Genomic DNA, 13,182 nt, shown 5'->3' with positions numbered 1-13,182 from the left:
CACGCGGAGGAAGAGGCAGCGGATCACGCATCCATCGGGCGATCGATGCGCGCCGCGTCCGGGCCGCGCGCGTGACGCGATCGCCCGGCCGGCGCGCTGCCTTTTACTTCACCGCGAACAGCGTCAGGTTCATGAAGATCTTGAACGCATAGCCGAGCGTGACGGCGCCGAGCACGCCGCCCGCCCACAGGACGACGAACCACATCCAGCCGCGCATCCGCGGCCGCGGCGCGTCGGGCCGGCGGGCGGCGGGATCAGTGGTGGTAGTAATGCTGGTCTTCATGGCGCACCTTGCCTCGGAATACCCAGTAACCCATCGTCGTGTAGGCGATGATGATCGGGAGGATAACCGCTGCGCCGACCAGCGTGAAGGTCTGGCTCGACCGCGGCGCCGCCGCTTCCCAGATCGTCATCGTCTGAGGAATCGCATACGGGAACATCGTGACGAGCAGGCCGACGTAGCCGAGCAGCACGAGTGCCAGCGCGAGCACGAACGGCGTCATGTCGTGCCGGTGGCGTACCGCGCGACGCATCCACACCGCGCACCCGGCGACCAGGAACGGCACCGGCAGCAGGCGCCAGAACAGCCCCGAATCGAACCAGCGCTGCGCGACCGCCGGATCCTGCAGCGGCGTCCACAGGCTGACGACCGCGATGAAGCCGAGCAGCACGACGGTCAGCGGCCACACGACGCGATGCAGGCGCCGCTGCAGGTCGCCTTCCGTCTTCGCGACGAGCCAGCAGCAGCCGAGCAGCGCGTACGTGACGATCAACCCGAGGCCCGTCAGCAGGCTGAACGGCGTGAGCCAGTCGAATGCGCCGCCGGCGTACACGCCGTCCTTCACGTCGATGCCCTGCAGGAACGCGCCGAGCGCGATCCCCTGGAACAGCGTCGCGCCGGCCGAGCCGCCGATGAACGCGAGATCCCACAGCTGCTTCGTGCGCCGCGCCTTCGCGCGGATCTCGAACGACACGCCGCGGAAGATCAGGCACACCAGCATGAAGATCAGCGGCAGGTACAGCGCCGACAGCACCGTCGAATAGACGATCGGGAACACCGCGAACAGCCCGGCGCCGCCGAGCACGAGCCACGTCTCGTTGCCGTCCCACACGGGCGCGACGGTGTTCATCATCAGGTCGCGTTCCTTCTCGTCCGGGAAGAACGGGAAGACGATGCCGATGCCGAGGTCGAAGCCGTCGAGCACGACGTACATGAAGAGCCCCAATGCGATGATCGCGGCCCAGATTACGGTGACGTCCATAGGTTTTCTCGTTTGCGGAAGTGGGTGGGCTCAGACGGTCTCGATCAGCTCGTCGACGGCCGACATCGGGCGGCGCGCGGTGTGATCGGGGCGCGTGTCGGGCTCGCCGTGCCGCGCGTCGTGCTTGACGTCGGGCAGCGCGGGGCCGGCCTTCATCAGCTTCAGCATGTAGTACACGCCGGTGCCGAACACGAGGAAGTAGACGATCACGAACGTCATCATCGACAGGCTGACCTGCTGCACCGACAGCGGCGACACGGCCTGCGCGGTGCGCATCACGCCATACACGACCCACGGCTGGCGGCCCGCTTCGGTCGTCACCCAGCCCGCGAGCAGCGACACGAAGCCGGTCGGGCCCATCACGAGCGCGAGGCGCTGGAACCACTTCGATTCATACAGGCTGCCGCGGCGGCGCAGCAGCCACGCGAGCGCGGCGAGGCCGATCATCGCGAAGCCGAGGCCGACCATGATCCGGAAGCTCCAGAACACGACCGTCGAGTTCGGACGATCCTCGGGGCGGAATTCCTTCAGCCCGCGGATCTCGCCGTCCCAGCTGTGCGTGAGGATCAGGCTGCCGAGGTGCGGCACCTGCACCGCGTAGCGGGTCGTTTCGGCCTTCATGTCCGGAATGCCGAACAGGTTGAGCGCCGTGCCGCCCTTTTCGGTTTCCCACAGCCCTTCGATCGCGGCGATCTTCGCGGGCTGGTGCTTCAGCGTGTTGATGCCGTGCTGGTCGCCGATCACGGCCTGCAGCGGCGCGAGCACCAGCAGCAGCCACAGCGCCATCGAGAACATCTTCTTCACGCCCTTGTCGCGGCGGCCCTTCAGCAGGTGCCACGCGCCCGTCGCGGCCACCACCAGCGCGGCGACGATGAACGCGGCGATCGCCATGTGGAACAGGCGGTACGGGAACGACGGGTTGAAGACGATCGCGAACCAGTCGGTCGGCACGACGCGGCCGTCGACGATCTCGAAACCCTGCGGCGTCTGCATCCAGCTGTTCGACGCGAGGATCCAGAACGTCGAGATCAGCGTGCCGATCGCGACCATCAGCGTCGCGCCGAAGTGCGCGCGCGGGCTGACGCGGTTCCAGCCGAACAGCATGATGCCGAGGAAGCCGGCTTCGAGGAAGAACGCCGTCATCACCTCGTACATCAGCAGCGGGCCGGTGACCGAGCCGGCGAAGCTCGAGAAGCCCGACCAGTTGGTGCCGAACTGATAGCTCATCACGACGCCGGAAACCACGCCCATCCCGAACGCGACCGCGAAGATCTTCGACCAGAACAGGCAGAGTGTCTTGTAGTACTGCTTGCCGGTCTTCAGCCAGCGATATTCGAGCACGGCGATGAAGCTGGCGAGGCCGATGCTCAGCGCCGGGAAGACGATGTGAAAGGAGACGGTGAACGCGAATTGCAGGCGGGCCAGATCGAGGGCCGAAAATGCGGTGTCCATACCAGTTGACCGAGGCTTGACGATACCCGCCGGCGGGGTGCCGGCGGACCCCGGCCGGAGGGGGCATCGGGGTTGGCTGGAGTATGTGCCGCGATGTTGCGCCGCGAAATGCGCCAACTCGTCGCAGATGTCCAGCCCGGCGCGCGCGGTTTCGGGATAAATCGTTGATTCGTATCAAGATCGCGGCGCGCGCCGCAGGCGGGCCGTGGCGTGGCGGTCTGCCGCACGTGCGGCAATATGGCGCGTCGCATCACGGGAACGATGCGGCGTGCGCGAAGGCGCCGCGCGATGCATCGGCAAGCGCTGCGCGAATTGCGTACACTCTGAGTCTCGTTTCGGCAGGGCCGGGCGCATCGGTACCGGTCCGCGTTCACTCAGGGCACGAAGATGATCGATTTACGCAGCGATACCGTGACACGTCCGAGCCAGGCGATGCTGGCCGCGATGACCGCCGCCGAAGTCGGCGACGACGTATGGGGCGACGACCCGACCGTGCTGCGTCTGCAGGCGGTCGCGGCCGAGCGGGCCGGCAAGGAAGCCGGCCTGTTCTTCCCGAGCGGCACGCAGAGCAACCTCGCCGCGCTGATGGCCCATTGCGAACGCGGCGACGAATACATCGTCGGCCAGCTCGCGCACACCTACAAGTACGAAGGCGGCGGCGCGGCCGTGCTCGGCAGCATCCAGCCGCAGCCGATCGAGAACGCGCCTGACGGCACGCTGCCGCTCGCGAAGATCGCCGCGGCGATCAAGCCGCTCGACAATCACTTCGCCCGCACGCGCCTGCTCGCGCTCGAAAACACGATCGGCGGCCAGGTGTTGCCGGACGGCTATGTGCAGGAAGCCGTCGCGCTCGCGCGCAGCCGCGGGCTGGCCACGCACCTCGACGGCGCGCGCGTGTGCAATGCGGCCGTCGCGTCGGGCCGTCCGATCGCGGAACTGTGCGCGCCGTTCGATACCGTGTCGATCTGCTTCTCGAAAGGGCTCGGCGCGCCGGTCGGTTCGGTGCTGGTCGGCAATCGCGCGCTGGTCGAGCGCGCGCAGCGCTGGCGCAAGGTGCTGGGCGGCGGGATGCGGCAGTCGGGCATTCTCGCGGCGGCCTGCCTGTATGCGCTCGACCACAATGTCGAGCGGCTGGCCGACGATCACGCGAACGCCGCGCATCTCGCGGCAGGCCTCGCGCGCATCGAGCCGGTGAAGGTGCTGTCGCATGCGACGAACATGGTGTTCGCGCAATTCCCCGAAGCCGATTGCGCGCCGCTCGAGGCATGGCTCAAGGCGCGCGGGATCCTCACGCAGATGCTGTACGCGTCGCGCTTCGTCACGCACTGCGACGTGTCGCGCGCGGACATCGATACCTTCATCGATGCGGTCGGCGCGTATTTCGCGCAGCGGCGGACGTAAAGCGGAATGCGCCGGCCGGCGGGGGCGCCGGCGCGTCGTGGCGCGAAGCAGGAGCAGGGAGGCGACGGGGGCGGCGATGCGGCCCGTCTGTCGATATCTGGCGTGCCGGCGGGTTACGCTTGCCGGGGCATGTCGGCGGGCGGCGTGCCGTCGCGGAACAGTGATTTCAGCTGCGTGCGCAGTTCGGCGCTGTCGGTGTGCTGGTGCACCGAGACCGCGTGTTGCACGGCGGCCTCCAGCAGTTCGTTGTCGGAGTCGGCGGAAATTGCGACCGAGCAATTCATCGCGCTGGGAAACTCGCGGCAATCGATATAACGGCGGGGCATGATGTTCTCCTCACGGGAAAGGGAACGGCCGGATGTGCGTGATCGGCCGCGCGGCGCGTTCGCGGGGCCGATGGAAAAAGTATAGGCGGCGCGGCGGCGTTTCTCTTGGCCACGCATGCCGCACATGCCGCGCGACGTGCCGCGCCGGCGGTGTCGATCATCCGCTCGTCACGGCAGCGGCGCGAGCAATCGGCGCGCCGCTTCGACCACCCGTGCGGACAGCGACGCCATCGTCGGCGATTGCACGGTCCATGCGTGCCAGTACAGCGTGACGTCGGTCGGATGCAGCGGCGCGAGATCGACGAGCCCCTGCGCGTCGAGCGGTGTGCCGCCGAGCAGCGGCTCCGGCACCATCGCGTAGCCGAGCCCGTGCCGCACCGCCGCGAAATGCGCGTGCGTGCCCGGCACGTAGTGGCACGGATACGCGCCTTCGGGCAACCCGAACTTCTCCTTCAGGAACGAGGACTGCAGCGTGTCGCGCCGCGAATACGCGACGACCGGCGCATCGCGCGCGCCCGTGCGGTTCAGGCCGCGCGGAAACCAGCGCAGCGCGAACGCGGCGGCCGCGAGCAGCCGGTAGCGCATCGTGCCGAGCGGCGTCGCGACGCAGCCGCGCATCGGCTTCGGCTCGGTCGTCACGCAGCCGACGGCCATCCCGCTTTCGAGCAGCGCGAACGTGTGGTCCTGGTCCTCGACGATCAGCTCGAACAGGATGCGCTCGCCCGCGAGCACCGACGTCAATGCGGGCAGGAACCAGGTGCCGAGGCTGTCGGAGTTCAGCGCGATCGTGACCGAGATCGGCGATTCGCGCTCGGTCGCGAGCGTGCTTTGCAGGTCGGCCTGCAGCAGCGCGACGCGGCGCAGGTGCTGCAGCACGCGCTGCCCGGCCGCCGTCGGCCGGCACGGCCGCGTGCGCAGCACGAGCGGCGTGCCGAGGCTCGCCTCCAGCGCGCGGACCCGCTGCGTGACGGCGGACGCGGTCACGTGCAGGCGCACGGCGGCCTGCTCGAAGCTGCCGGTGTCGGCGACGGCCAGCAGCGCGGCGGCTTGCTTCGGATCGATCGTCAGAGACATGTCGACGCAATTCTTGTGAACGTAAGACGAGAACAGGCGGTAGTGTAAGGCAGCACGTGCGACGGACCGGGTGCGGCGTGACGTCTCGCCGCGTGCAACGACGCCGGTGGCACGCGCGTTTTGAACTACGCTGTATGAAACGTGTGCGCCGCGAGCCGGCGCTACACGCGGTGCGGGTTGCATGACCCGCATCCTCTACCCGACCGACACGCCCAGCCGACGGAGCGACTTCGCGATGATCTTCCGGCAACTCTTCGACCCGCAATCGTCGACCTACACGTACCTGCTCGCCGACCGCCCATCGCGCGAAGCGTTGCTGATCGACCCGGTGTTCGAGCAGGTGCGCCGCGATGCGGCGCTGCTCGACGAGCTCGGGCTGCGGCTCGTCGCGACCGTCGATACGCACGTGCACGCCGATCACGTGACGGGTGCGTGGCTGCTGAAGCAGCGCACCGGCAGCGCGATCGCGATTTCGGCCGCGAGCGGCGCGCAGGGCGCCGACCGCTACCTGAACGACGGCGATCGCTGCGCATTCGGCGCGCGCTACCTGACCGTGCGCGCGACGCCGGGCCACACGAGCGGCTGCATCAGCCTCGTGCTCGACGATGAATCGATGGCGTTTACCGGCGACTGCCTGCTGATTCGCGGCACCGGCCGCACCGACTTCCAGCAGGGTGACCCGCGCGCGCTGTATCGCGCGGTGCACGGCCGCCTATTCACGTTGCCGGCTGCATGCCTGCTGTATCCCGCGCACGACTATCGCGGGCTCACGGTCACGAGCGTCGGCGAGGAGCGGCGCTTCAATCCGCGCCTCGGCGGCGATCTCAGCGAGGACGATTTCGCGGGCTACATGCGCAACCTCGGGCTCGCGCATCCGCGCCAGATCGACGTCGCGGTGCCGGCGAACCTGCAGTGCGGGCTCGCCGCGAACGCGCCCGACGTGCAGGCGGCGCCCGACTGGGCGCCGCTCGTCTATACGTTCGCCGGGTTCTGGGAAATCGATCCGCAGTGGCTCGAGGATCACCTGCCGGCGGTGCAGGTCGTCGACGTGCGCGAGCCGGACGAATTCACGGGCCCGCTCGGCCACCTGCCGGGCGCGACGCCGATTCCGCTCGGCGAACTGGCCGCGCGCACCGGCGAACTCGCGCGCGACCGGCCGATCGTGACCGTGTGCCGCGCGGGCGGCCGCTCCGCGCAGGCGACCGTGATCCTGCTGAAGGCCGGCTTCGATGCCGTCGCGAACCTCGGCGGCGGGATGCTGCGCTGGCGCGGCGAAGGCCGCGTCGTGATGGATGGCCGGTCGTAGCGGCGCGATGCCGCGCAACGGAAAAAAAAATGTTCGGCCCGGTGTCGATTCGGCCCGGCGCCGTTCGTCGTCAAGGTATCCGATCACGTGGCGCCGCATCACGCGGCGCCGAAACCCCGAGAGACCCACGATGACGCCGACGCTTTACGCCCATCCCTTTTCGTCCTATTGCCAGAAGGTGCTGACCGCGCTGTACGAGAACGGCACGCCGTTCGACTATCGCGTGCTCGCGCACGACGATCCGAAGCCGATGCAGGAACTGGCCGCGCTGTGGCCGCTGAAGCGCTTCCCGGTGCTCGTCGACGCGGGCCGTACCGTGATCGAGGCGACGATCATCGTCGAGTATCTCGATCTCTACCACCCGGGCCCCGCGCGGCTGGTGCCCGACGACCGGCGCGCGGCGCTGGAAGTGCGGATGATGGATCGTTTCTTCGACAACTATGTAGCGACGCCGCAGCAGAAGGTCGTGTTCGATGCGTTGCGGCCGGAACACGAGCGCGATGCGCGGGGTGTCGCCGATGCGCGCGCGATGCTCGAAACGTCGTACGCATGGCTGGATCGCACGATGGCCGATCGCGAATGGGCGGCCGGCGACCGTTTCAGCCTCGCCGACTGCGGCGCGGCGCCGTTCCTGTTCTACGCGGACTGGACGCACCGGATCGATCCGTCGTTCGCGAACGTGATCGCATATCGCCGGCGGCTGCTTGCGCGGCCGTCGTTCGCGCGTGCGGTCGACGAAGCCCGGCCGTATCGCTCGTTCTTCCCGCTCGGGGCGCCCGACCGCGACTGACGTGCGCGGCCGCCGTCGCCGCGGCGGCGACGATCCGGACGGCGGCGCGCGCCGGGCGCGATGCCGCCGCGCAGGGCCGGCAGCGCGTGCCCGGGCGTCGTGTCGACAGCAGCGGATGCATGGCGGCGCCGTCCCGTCACATCGCCGTATGCTTGACCGACTGCGCGAGCGTCAGCAGTTCGTCGAACTGCGTGATCAGCTCGAAGCACAGCAGGAACGCGAGCGTATAGGCCGGCGCGGGGAAGCGCCGGATCGCCTCCAGCACCTGCGGCGCGAAGCGCGATCGAATCGCATCGCGCGTCAGCAGCCACGCGAGCGCGATGCCGATCGCGGCACCGGCGATCAGGTCGGTCGGGTAGTGATAGCCGAGATACGCGCGCGGCACGCAGATGAACACGACCGCGTACAGCAGCGAGAACACGCCCGCGCGTCGCGCGATGATGAAGATGCCCGTCGCGATCGCCATCCACAGCATCGCGTGATCGCTCGGAAACGAACTCCAGGCCTGCAGCGTGGCCGCGCGCAATTCCTCGGACGGGAAGTGCAGGTGCAGGTCGGGGTTGTAGATCGGCCGCACGCGGAACGGCAGGACTTTCGCGAGCAACCGGCCGAACGCGAGCGCGACGAGCCCGCTCGCGACCGTCGCGATGACCAGCTCGCGTTGCCGTTCGCGCTGCGGTCCCGGCTGGAACCACAGCCAGCACAGCACGGGGATCAGGACGAAGCCCTTGAACGTATAGAGGCCGGCGATCACGCGGATCGCATGATTCATCAGCGGTCCGAACGTAATGTGGGTGAGGAAGATCTGGATCGTGGTGTCGAAATTGTTCATGTTCTGCGACCCCGGCGGACACGCAGCACAGGACATGCGACCGGCAGGGATCAGGAAGCGCGCTCGCACCGGAGCGCAATGGGGGGCAAGTATGTCACCGGTAATTTCGAAGAAAATGGGAAAAAATACCGGGAATCCCCTGAGAACACGTACTTTGCCGATGGGGCCGGATTGCGGACGGCCGTGCGGTGCGGCCGTGGGAAATGATCCGATGATTGCGCGCGCGTGCCGGACGCGGGCGAAAAAATAATCGGTTGAACTGCGCAATCCGGCGACGCGTTCCGAATATTGCATCGGATGAACGAATGCCGGCTGTCTGTCGCACGAATCGGCCGTGCCGCGCGGGGCCGCACAGCACCGATCGAAAATAAAAGAAAAGGCGGGCAACCCCTGCGGCCCCGTTCGCCTTCCAATCGCGAAGCCGAAAATCGACGGCGCCACGTGCGCACGGCCAGTGCCGCTGGCGGCGTCGTCGGCGCCGGCGCGATCACCGCATGCCGGTCAAGTTGCGCGAGCAACGAACCGCCGAGCGCGGCGCCGCTCGTCATCCCGATGAACATGCCGAGAACAGCACGCGCATCGAGGCGGCTGCGCGTCGAACGACGCGACACGTGAGCCGCCAGCGCCGAGGCGCGCCGTCAGCCGCGCCGGATGCCTTCGGGCAGCGCGCTGATGCGGCGCACTTCGGGCGAGTCGAGCCACGCGCGGGACGTCGCGCAGTCGACGAACATGTCGGTCGCATCGTCGCCCCAGAACAGGTCGCCGTCGAGTTCGAAGGTCGGCACGCCGAACACGCTATGCGCGATCGCCTGATCGGTGTTCGCGCGCAGCGCGTCCTTCACCGCTTGCGCGTCGACCGCCGTCACGCCTTCCGGAAAGCCGACCGCCTCGCACAGCGCGGCGAAACCCTCTGGCGTCGATACGTCCTGGCCGTCGCGCCAGATGTGCCGGAAGATCCGCCGGATCGCATCGGGCGTGTTGCCCATCGCGATCGCGAGACGCAGCGGCCGGATCGGGTTGAACGGATGCGCGGGCGGCATCCGGAATGGAATGCCGAGCTTGTCCGCGCGGTACTGCGCGTGGCGATAGGTGAAGATGCGCTTTGCCGCGATCTCGGCCGGCGCTTTCTGGCCCCAGTGCGTGAGCACGGCGCCGAGCACGATCGGTTTCGGCTCGTAGGCGGCGGCAGGCGGCAATTGGTCGAACCGTTCCTGCTGCAGGTAGGCGAACGGCGAGACGAAATCGAAATACCAGGTGGCGGTGCGCGGGGCGTTCATCGTGGGGTTCCCTTGTGCGTGTCCGGACGGCAGTGGCATGGGCCGCGCCGGCGGGCGGCGCGCTGCATGCGGCAGCGGCCAGTGTCGCATGCGGCTGGCGTTTGCGCTGCCGCGTCGCCGGACGCGCGTGCCGGCTAGGACTGCGCGGGTTCGCCCGCCGCCGCGGTGAAGCGCGCGAGACTGTCGCGCACGGCCTGCGCGTCGTAGCGCGCGCCGGCGCCACCGAGCGCGACGGTCGCCTTCTGCGCGAGCGGCAACAGCAGCGCGAGCGCCGCGGCCATCGCCGGCGCGGCGGCCAGCCGCGATTTCGGGCCGGACACCGTGAGCGCGCCGACGCAATCGCCGGCCGCGCCGAACACCGGCACGGACGCCGACGCCGTCTCCGGGTCGCGCTCGCCGTACGACGCGGCCCACAACTGTTCGCGTATGTCGTTCCAGCGTGCATCGTGCGGGTCGGTGAACGCGAGCAGCACCTTCCCGGACGCCCCCTGGTGAACCGGAAACTCCTCGCCGACCCGGATCGACACGCGCACCGTCCGCGCGGGTTCGACGCGGTAGAGCACCGAGCGCATCTCGCCGTGGCGCACGTAGAACGACGCCGTTTCGCCGAGTTCGCGGCTCAGCGTCTCGAGCAGCGGTTCGACGACCGGGCCGACCCGGAACGAGCGCTGATACAGCGCGGCGAGCCGCAGCGGCTCGTGTCCGATCGCGTACTGGCCGTCGTCGAGCTTGCGCATGAAGCCGCCGTGCTCGAGCGCGGCGAGCAGGCGCAGGATCGTGCTCTTGTACAGCCCGGTGCGGCGCGACAGTTCCGCGAGCGACAGCCGGTCGTCGGTTTGCCCGAACGCATGGAGGATCGCGAACGCGCGATCGAGGACGGCGACGCCGCTGGAGGCGTCGGCCGACGAGTCGGGTGCTGCGCCGGTGTGTTCTGCGGGGAGCGAGGTCGGAGGCACGGCTTGCTGGTCCTTGGGTGACGGTCGATCCACTATATCGTTCTGTCTGATAGAACACAAGTTCCAGAAAATCGCAATTTCACGGGTATACCCCGCTTACAGGCGATTCGACGCGCCTCTAAAGTTCCGTCAAATAGAACGTTGTTCTTTTGAATAGAACTATGAGGTGTCGAATGAGCGTTTCCGGGTATCCAGAGGTGCTGGTCAGCGAGGTCGGGCCGCGAGACGGCCTGCAGAGCATCAAGGCCGTGATGCAGACGGCCGACAAGCTACGGTGGATCACCGCGCTCGCCGCGGCCGGCCTGCGCGAGATCGAGGTCGGGTCGTTCGTGCCCGCGCGGCTGTTGCCGCAGATGGCCGACGTGCGGGAAGTCGTCGCGCATGCGCTGGCGATTCCCGGGCTGCACGTCGCCGCGCTCGCGCCGAACCTGCGCGGCGCCGAAAGCGCGTTCGAGGCGGGCGTCCACAAGCTGACGTTGCCGGTCTCGGTGACCGAGGCGCACTCGCTGGCGAACATCCGCAAGACGCCGGCGCAGATGATCGACGAGGTGCGCGCGATCGTCGCGCTGCGCGATGCGCGGTTTCCGTCGGTGCGGATCGAGGCCGGCGTGTCGGTCGCGTTCGGTTGCACGCTTGCCGGCGCGGTCTCCGACGACGAGACGATCGCGATGGCGGCTGCGATGGCCGAATGCGGGGTCGACGAGATCGGTCTGTCCGATACGAGCGGCTATGCGAATCCCGTGCAGGTGCGCCGGCTGTTCGCGCGCCTGCAACGCGAAGTCGGCGACAAGGCCGGCGGCGCGCACTTCCACAACACCCGCGGGCAGGGGCTCGCCAACGTCGTTGCCGCGCTCGACGCCGGCGTGACGACGATCGACGCGAGCCAGGGCGGTCTCGGCGGCTGCCCGTATGCACCGGGCGCGACCGGCAACATCGTCACCGAGGATCTCGTGTTCCTGCTGGAGTCGATGGGGATCGACACGGGCATCGACGCCGATGCGCTGCTCGCCGCGCGCGCGATCCTGCACGCGGCGCTGCCTGCCGAGCCGCTGTACGGCCACGTGCCGGACGCGGGGCTGCCGAAGGGATTCCGTTACGCGGACGGCCGTGCGCCGTCGGCGGCCCAGCCGGAAGGTTGCCTGACGGGAGTCGCGCAATGAACGATCGCCAACCGGCCGCGGCGCTGCCGTACGAAGGCGTGCGCGTGATCGAGATGACGCACATGGTGATGGGCCCGACCTGCGGCATGCTGCTCGCGGATCTCGGCGCGGAAGTCATCAAGATCGAACCGATCGCGGGCGACAGCACGCGTGCGCTGCGCGGTTCCGGCGCGGGCTTCTTCGGGATGTTCAACCGCAACAAGAAAAGCCTCGCGGTCGACGTGAAGGATCCGCGCGGGCTCGAGATCGTGCGGCGGCTCGTCGCGACGGCGGACGTGTTCAGCGAGAACTTCAAGAGCGGCACGATGGATCGGCTCGGGCTCGGCCATGCCGCGCTGTCCGCGCTGAATCCGCGCCTGGTGTACGTGTCGCACAAGGGTTTCCTGCCGGGGCCGTACGAACATCGCACCGCGCTCGACGAAGTGGTGCAGATGATGGGCGGTCTCGCGTACATGACGGGCCCCGAAGGCCGGCCGTTGCGTGCGGGCTCGAGCGTGAACGACATCATGGGCGGGATGTTCGGCGCGATCGGCGCGATGGCCGCGCTCGCGCAGCGCGAACGCACCGGCCGCGGCCAGCAGGTGCAGAGTTCGCTGTTCGAGAACAACGTGTTCCTCGTCGCGCAGCACATGATGCAGTTCGCGGTGACGGGGCAGGCCGCGTCGCCGATGCCGAGCCGCATTTCCGCGTGGGCGGTCTATGACGTGTTTTCGGTGAGGGACGGCGAGCAGATCTTTCTCGCGGTCGTATCGGACACGCAATGGGCGCTGTTCTGCGATGCATTCGGCCTCGCCGCGCTGAAGGACGATGCGCGTCTTGCAACCAACAACTTGCGCGTGCAGGCCCGCGAGTGGCTGCTGCCCGAACTGCGTGCGCGGCTCGCCGCGCATTCGGCCGCGGAGATCGGCGCGATCTTCGAATCGATCGGCCTGCCGTATGCGCCGATCACGAAGCCGCAGGACCTGTTCGACGATCCGCATCTGCTCGCGACGGGCGGGCTCGAAGCCGTGACGCTGCCGGCCGACGCGAGCAGCGCCGGCCGGCCGGTCGACACGCGTACCGCGCTGCTGCCGCTCACGCTCGCGGGCGAGCGCCTGCGGCTGCGCGCGGCGCCGCCCGCGCTCGGTCAGGACACGTGCGCGTTGCTCGGCGAACTCGGCTATACGCCGGACGAGGCCCGGGCGCTGATCGCAGCCGGCGTCGTCGCCGGGTCGCACGGACACGGCGCGGACGGCCAACCGCCGGACGTGGCGGCCGATGCGCCTTCGGCGAACGAAGTGGCGAGCGCGTAGCGCCGCCGCGATCCATCGAACGAACAAAAGGCGTCGTGCCCGTGCGATCGCGCG

General features: G+C 68.7%; 13 protein-coding genes. 5 read left to right on the top strand and 8 right to left on the bottom strand.

Annotated elements, in window-relative coordinates; genetic code table 11:
- Positions 1–103: 103 nt before the first annotated feature.
- Genes NQV17_RS13930 through NQV17_RS13920 form a run of 3 tightly spaced genes read right to left on the bottom strand, consistent with a single transcriptional unit; the run spans position 104 to position 2,714 of the window.
- Positions 104–283, bottom strand: a complete 180-nt coding sequence (locus tag NQV17_RS13930; RefSeq protein ID WP_044848496.1) for a hypothetical protein — start codon at positions 281–283, stop codon at positions 104–106.
- The gene (gene cydB, locus NQV17_RS13925; protein WP_257772725.1) at positions 255–1,262 is read right to left on the bottom strand and encodes a cytochrome d ubiquinol oxidase subunit II; all 1,008 of its coding nucleotides are present in this window, start codon (positions 1,260–1,262) and stop codon (positions 255–257) included. Before cydB ends, NQV17_RS13930 begins: the two co-directional genes overlap by 29 nt.
- A 30-nt stretch (positions 1,263–1,292) precedes the next feature.
- Entirely contained in the window at positions 1,293–2,714 is a 1,422-nt protein-coding gene (locus NQV17_RS13920) for a cytochrome ubiquinol oxidase subunit I (protein WP_257772724.1), read from the bottom strand.
- 387 nt (positions 2,715–3,101) lie between these two features.
- On the opposite strand from NQV17_RS13920, the gene ltaE reads away from it, so the two are divergent.
- Positions 3,102–4,115, top strand: a complete 1,014-nt coding sequence (gene ltaE / locus NQV17_RS13915; protein WP_044848499.1) for a low-specificity L-threonine aldolase — start codon at positions 3,102–3,104, stop codon at positions 4,113–4,115.
- 113 nt (positions 4,116–4,228) lie between these two features.
- Here the strand turns inward: ltaE and NQV17_RS13910 are convergent, their stop codons facing one another.
- Both NQV17_RS13910 and NQV17_RS13905 read right to left on the bottom strand, forming a co-directional pair.
- On the bottom strand, positions 4,229–4,441 hold the full coding sequence (locus NQV17_RS13910) for a DUF1059 domain-containing protein (protein ID WP_257772842.1): 213 nt from the start codon (positions 4,439–4,441) through the stop codon (positions 4,229–4,231).
- 168 nt (positions 4,442–4,609) lie between these two features.
- Positions 4,610–5,515, bottom strand: a complete 906-nt coding sequence (locus NQV17_RS13905; protein ID WP_257772723.1) for an HTH-type transcriptional regulator ArgP — start codon at positions 5,513–5,515, stop codon at positions 4,610–4,612.
- A gap of 235 nt (positions 5,516–5,750) precedes the next feature.
- Here NQV17_RS13905 and NQV17_RS13900 point away from each other — a divergent pair, with 235 nt between their 5' ends.
- Positions 5,751–6,821 (top strand): MBL fold metallo-hydrolase, encoded by a 1,071-nt coding sequence (locus tag NQV17_RS13900; protein WP_257772841.1) that lies wholly within the window; start codon positions 5,751–5,753, stop codon positions 6,819–6,821.
- A gap of 130 nt (positions 6,822–6,951) precedes the next feature.
- Positions 6,952–7,611 (top strand): glutathione S-transferase family protein, encoded by a 660-nt coding sequence (locus NQV17_RS13895; RefSeq protein ID WP_124486094.1) that lies wholly within the window; start codon positions 6,952–6,954, stop codon positions 7,609–7,611.
- A 136-nt stretch (positions 7,612–7,747) separates the two neighbouring features.
- On the opposite strand, the gene NQV17_RS13890 is transcribed toward NQV17_RS13895, so the two are convergent.
- The 3 genes from NQV17_RS13890 to NQV17_RS13875 all read right to left on the bottom strand — a co-directional run bounded on the left by NQV17_RS13890 (position 7,748) and on the right by NQV17_RS13875 (position 10,676).
- Positions 7,748–8,443, bottom strand: a complete 696-nt coding sequence (locus tag NQV17_RS13890) for a phosphatase PAP2 family protein (protein WP_044848504.1) — start codon at positions 8,441–8,443, stop codon at positions 7,748–7,750.
- Between the two features lie 638 nt (positions 8,444–9,081).
- A complete protein-coding gene (locus NQV17_RS13880; RefSeq protein ID WP_257772722.1) occupies positions 9,082–9,720 on the bottom strand; it encodes a 2-hydroxychromene-2-carboxylate isomerase in 639 nt (212 codons plus the stop codon).
- A 134-nt stretch (positions 9,721–9,854) separates the two neighbouring features.
- A complete protein-coding gene (locus NQV17_RS13875; RefSeq protein ID WP_257772721.1) occupies positions 9,855–10,676 on the bottom strand; it encodes an IclR family transcriptional regulator in 822 nt (273 codons plus the stop codon).
- 173 nt (positions 10,677–10,849) lie between these two features.
- Between NQV17_RS13875 and NQV17_RS13870 the strand changes: the two genes are divergently transcribed.
- A complete protein-coding gene (locus tag NQV17_RS13870; RefSeq protein ID WP_257772720.1) occupies positions 10,850–11,836 on the top strand; it encodes a hydroxymethylglutaryl-CoA lyase in 987 nt (328 codons plus the stop codon).
- The gene (locus tag NQV17_RS13865) at positions 11,833–13,128 is read left to right on the top strand and encodes a CaiB/BaiF CoA-transferase family protein (RefSeq protein WP_257772719.1); all 1,296 of its coding nucleotides are present in this window, start codon (positions 11,833–11,835) and stop codon (positions 13,126–13,128) included. Before NQV17_RS13870 ends, NQV17_RS13865 begins: the two co-directional genes overlap by 4 nt.
- Positions 13,129–13,182: the final 54 nt, after the last annotated feature.

The sequence above is a fragment of the Burkholderia sp. SCN-KJ genome, from assembly GCF_024656005.1.
Classification (GTDB): domain Bacteria; phylum Pseudomonadota; class Gammaproteobacteria; order Burkholderiales; family Burkholderiaceae; genus Burkholderia.
The sequence above is the reverse complement of the archived record's forward strand: the minus strand, read 5'-3'. Positions and strand labels throughout refer to the sequence as shown.

Bases quoted from the DNA above. Each gene is read 5' to 3' on its own strand.
- NQV17_RS13930 (WP_044848496.1), bottom strand. From the start codon at position 283: ATGAAGACCAGCATTACTACCACCACTGATCCCGCCGCCCGCCGGCCC.
- cydB (WP_257772725.1), bottom strand. From the start codon at position 1,262: ATGGACGTCACCGTAATCTGGGCCGCGATCATCGCATTGGGGCTCTTC.
- NQV17_RS13920 (WP_257772724.1), bottom strand. From the start codon at position 2,714: ATGGACACCGCATTTTCGGCCCTCGATCTGGCCCGCCTGCAATTCGCG.
- ltaE (WP_044848499.1), top strand. From the start codon at position 3,102: ATGATCGATTTACGCAGCGATACCGTGACACGTCCGAGCCAGGCGATG.
- NQV17_RS13910 (WP_257772842.1), bottom strand. From the start codon at position 4,441: ATGCCCCGCCGTTATATCGATTGCCGCGAGTTTCCCAGCGCGATGAAT.
- NQV17_RS13905 (WP_257772723.1), bottom strand. From the start codon at position 5,515: ATGTCTCTGACGATCGATCCGAAGCAAGCCGCCGCGCTGCTGGCCGTC.
- NQV17_RS13900 (WP_257772841.1), top strand. From the start codon at position 5,751: ATGATCTTCCGGCAACTCTTCGACCCGCAATCGTCGACCTACACGTAC.
- NQV17_RS13895 (WP_124486094.1), top strand. From the start codon at position 6,952: ATGACGCCGACGCTTTACGCCCATCCCTTTTCGTCCTATTGCCAGAAG.
- NQV17_RS13890 (WP_044848504.1), bottom strand. From the start codon at position 8,443: ATGAACAATTTCGACACCACGATCCAGATCTTCCTCACCCACATTACG.
- NQV17_RS13880 (WP_257772722.1), bottom strand. From the start codon at position 9,720: ATGAACGCCCCGCGCACCGCCACCTGGTATTTCGATTTCGTCTCGCCG.
- NQV17_RS13870 (WP_257772720.1), top strand. From the start codon at position 10,850: ATGAGCGTTTCCGGGTATCCAGAGGTGCTGGTCAGCGAGGTCGGGCCG.
- NQV17_RS13865 (WP_257772719.1), top strand. From the start codon at position 11,833: ATGAACGATCGCCAACCGGCCGCGGCGCTGCCGTACGAAGGCGTGCGC.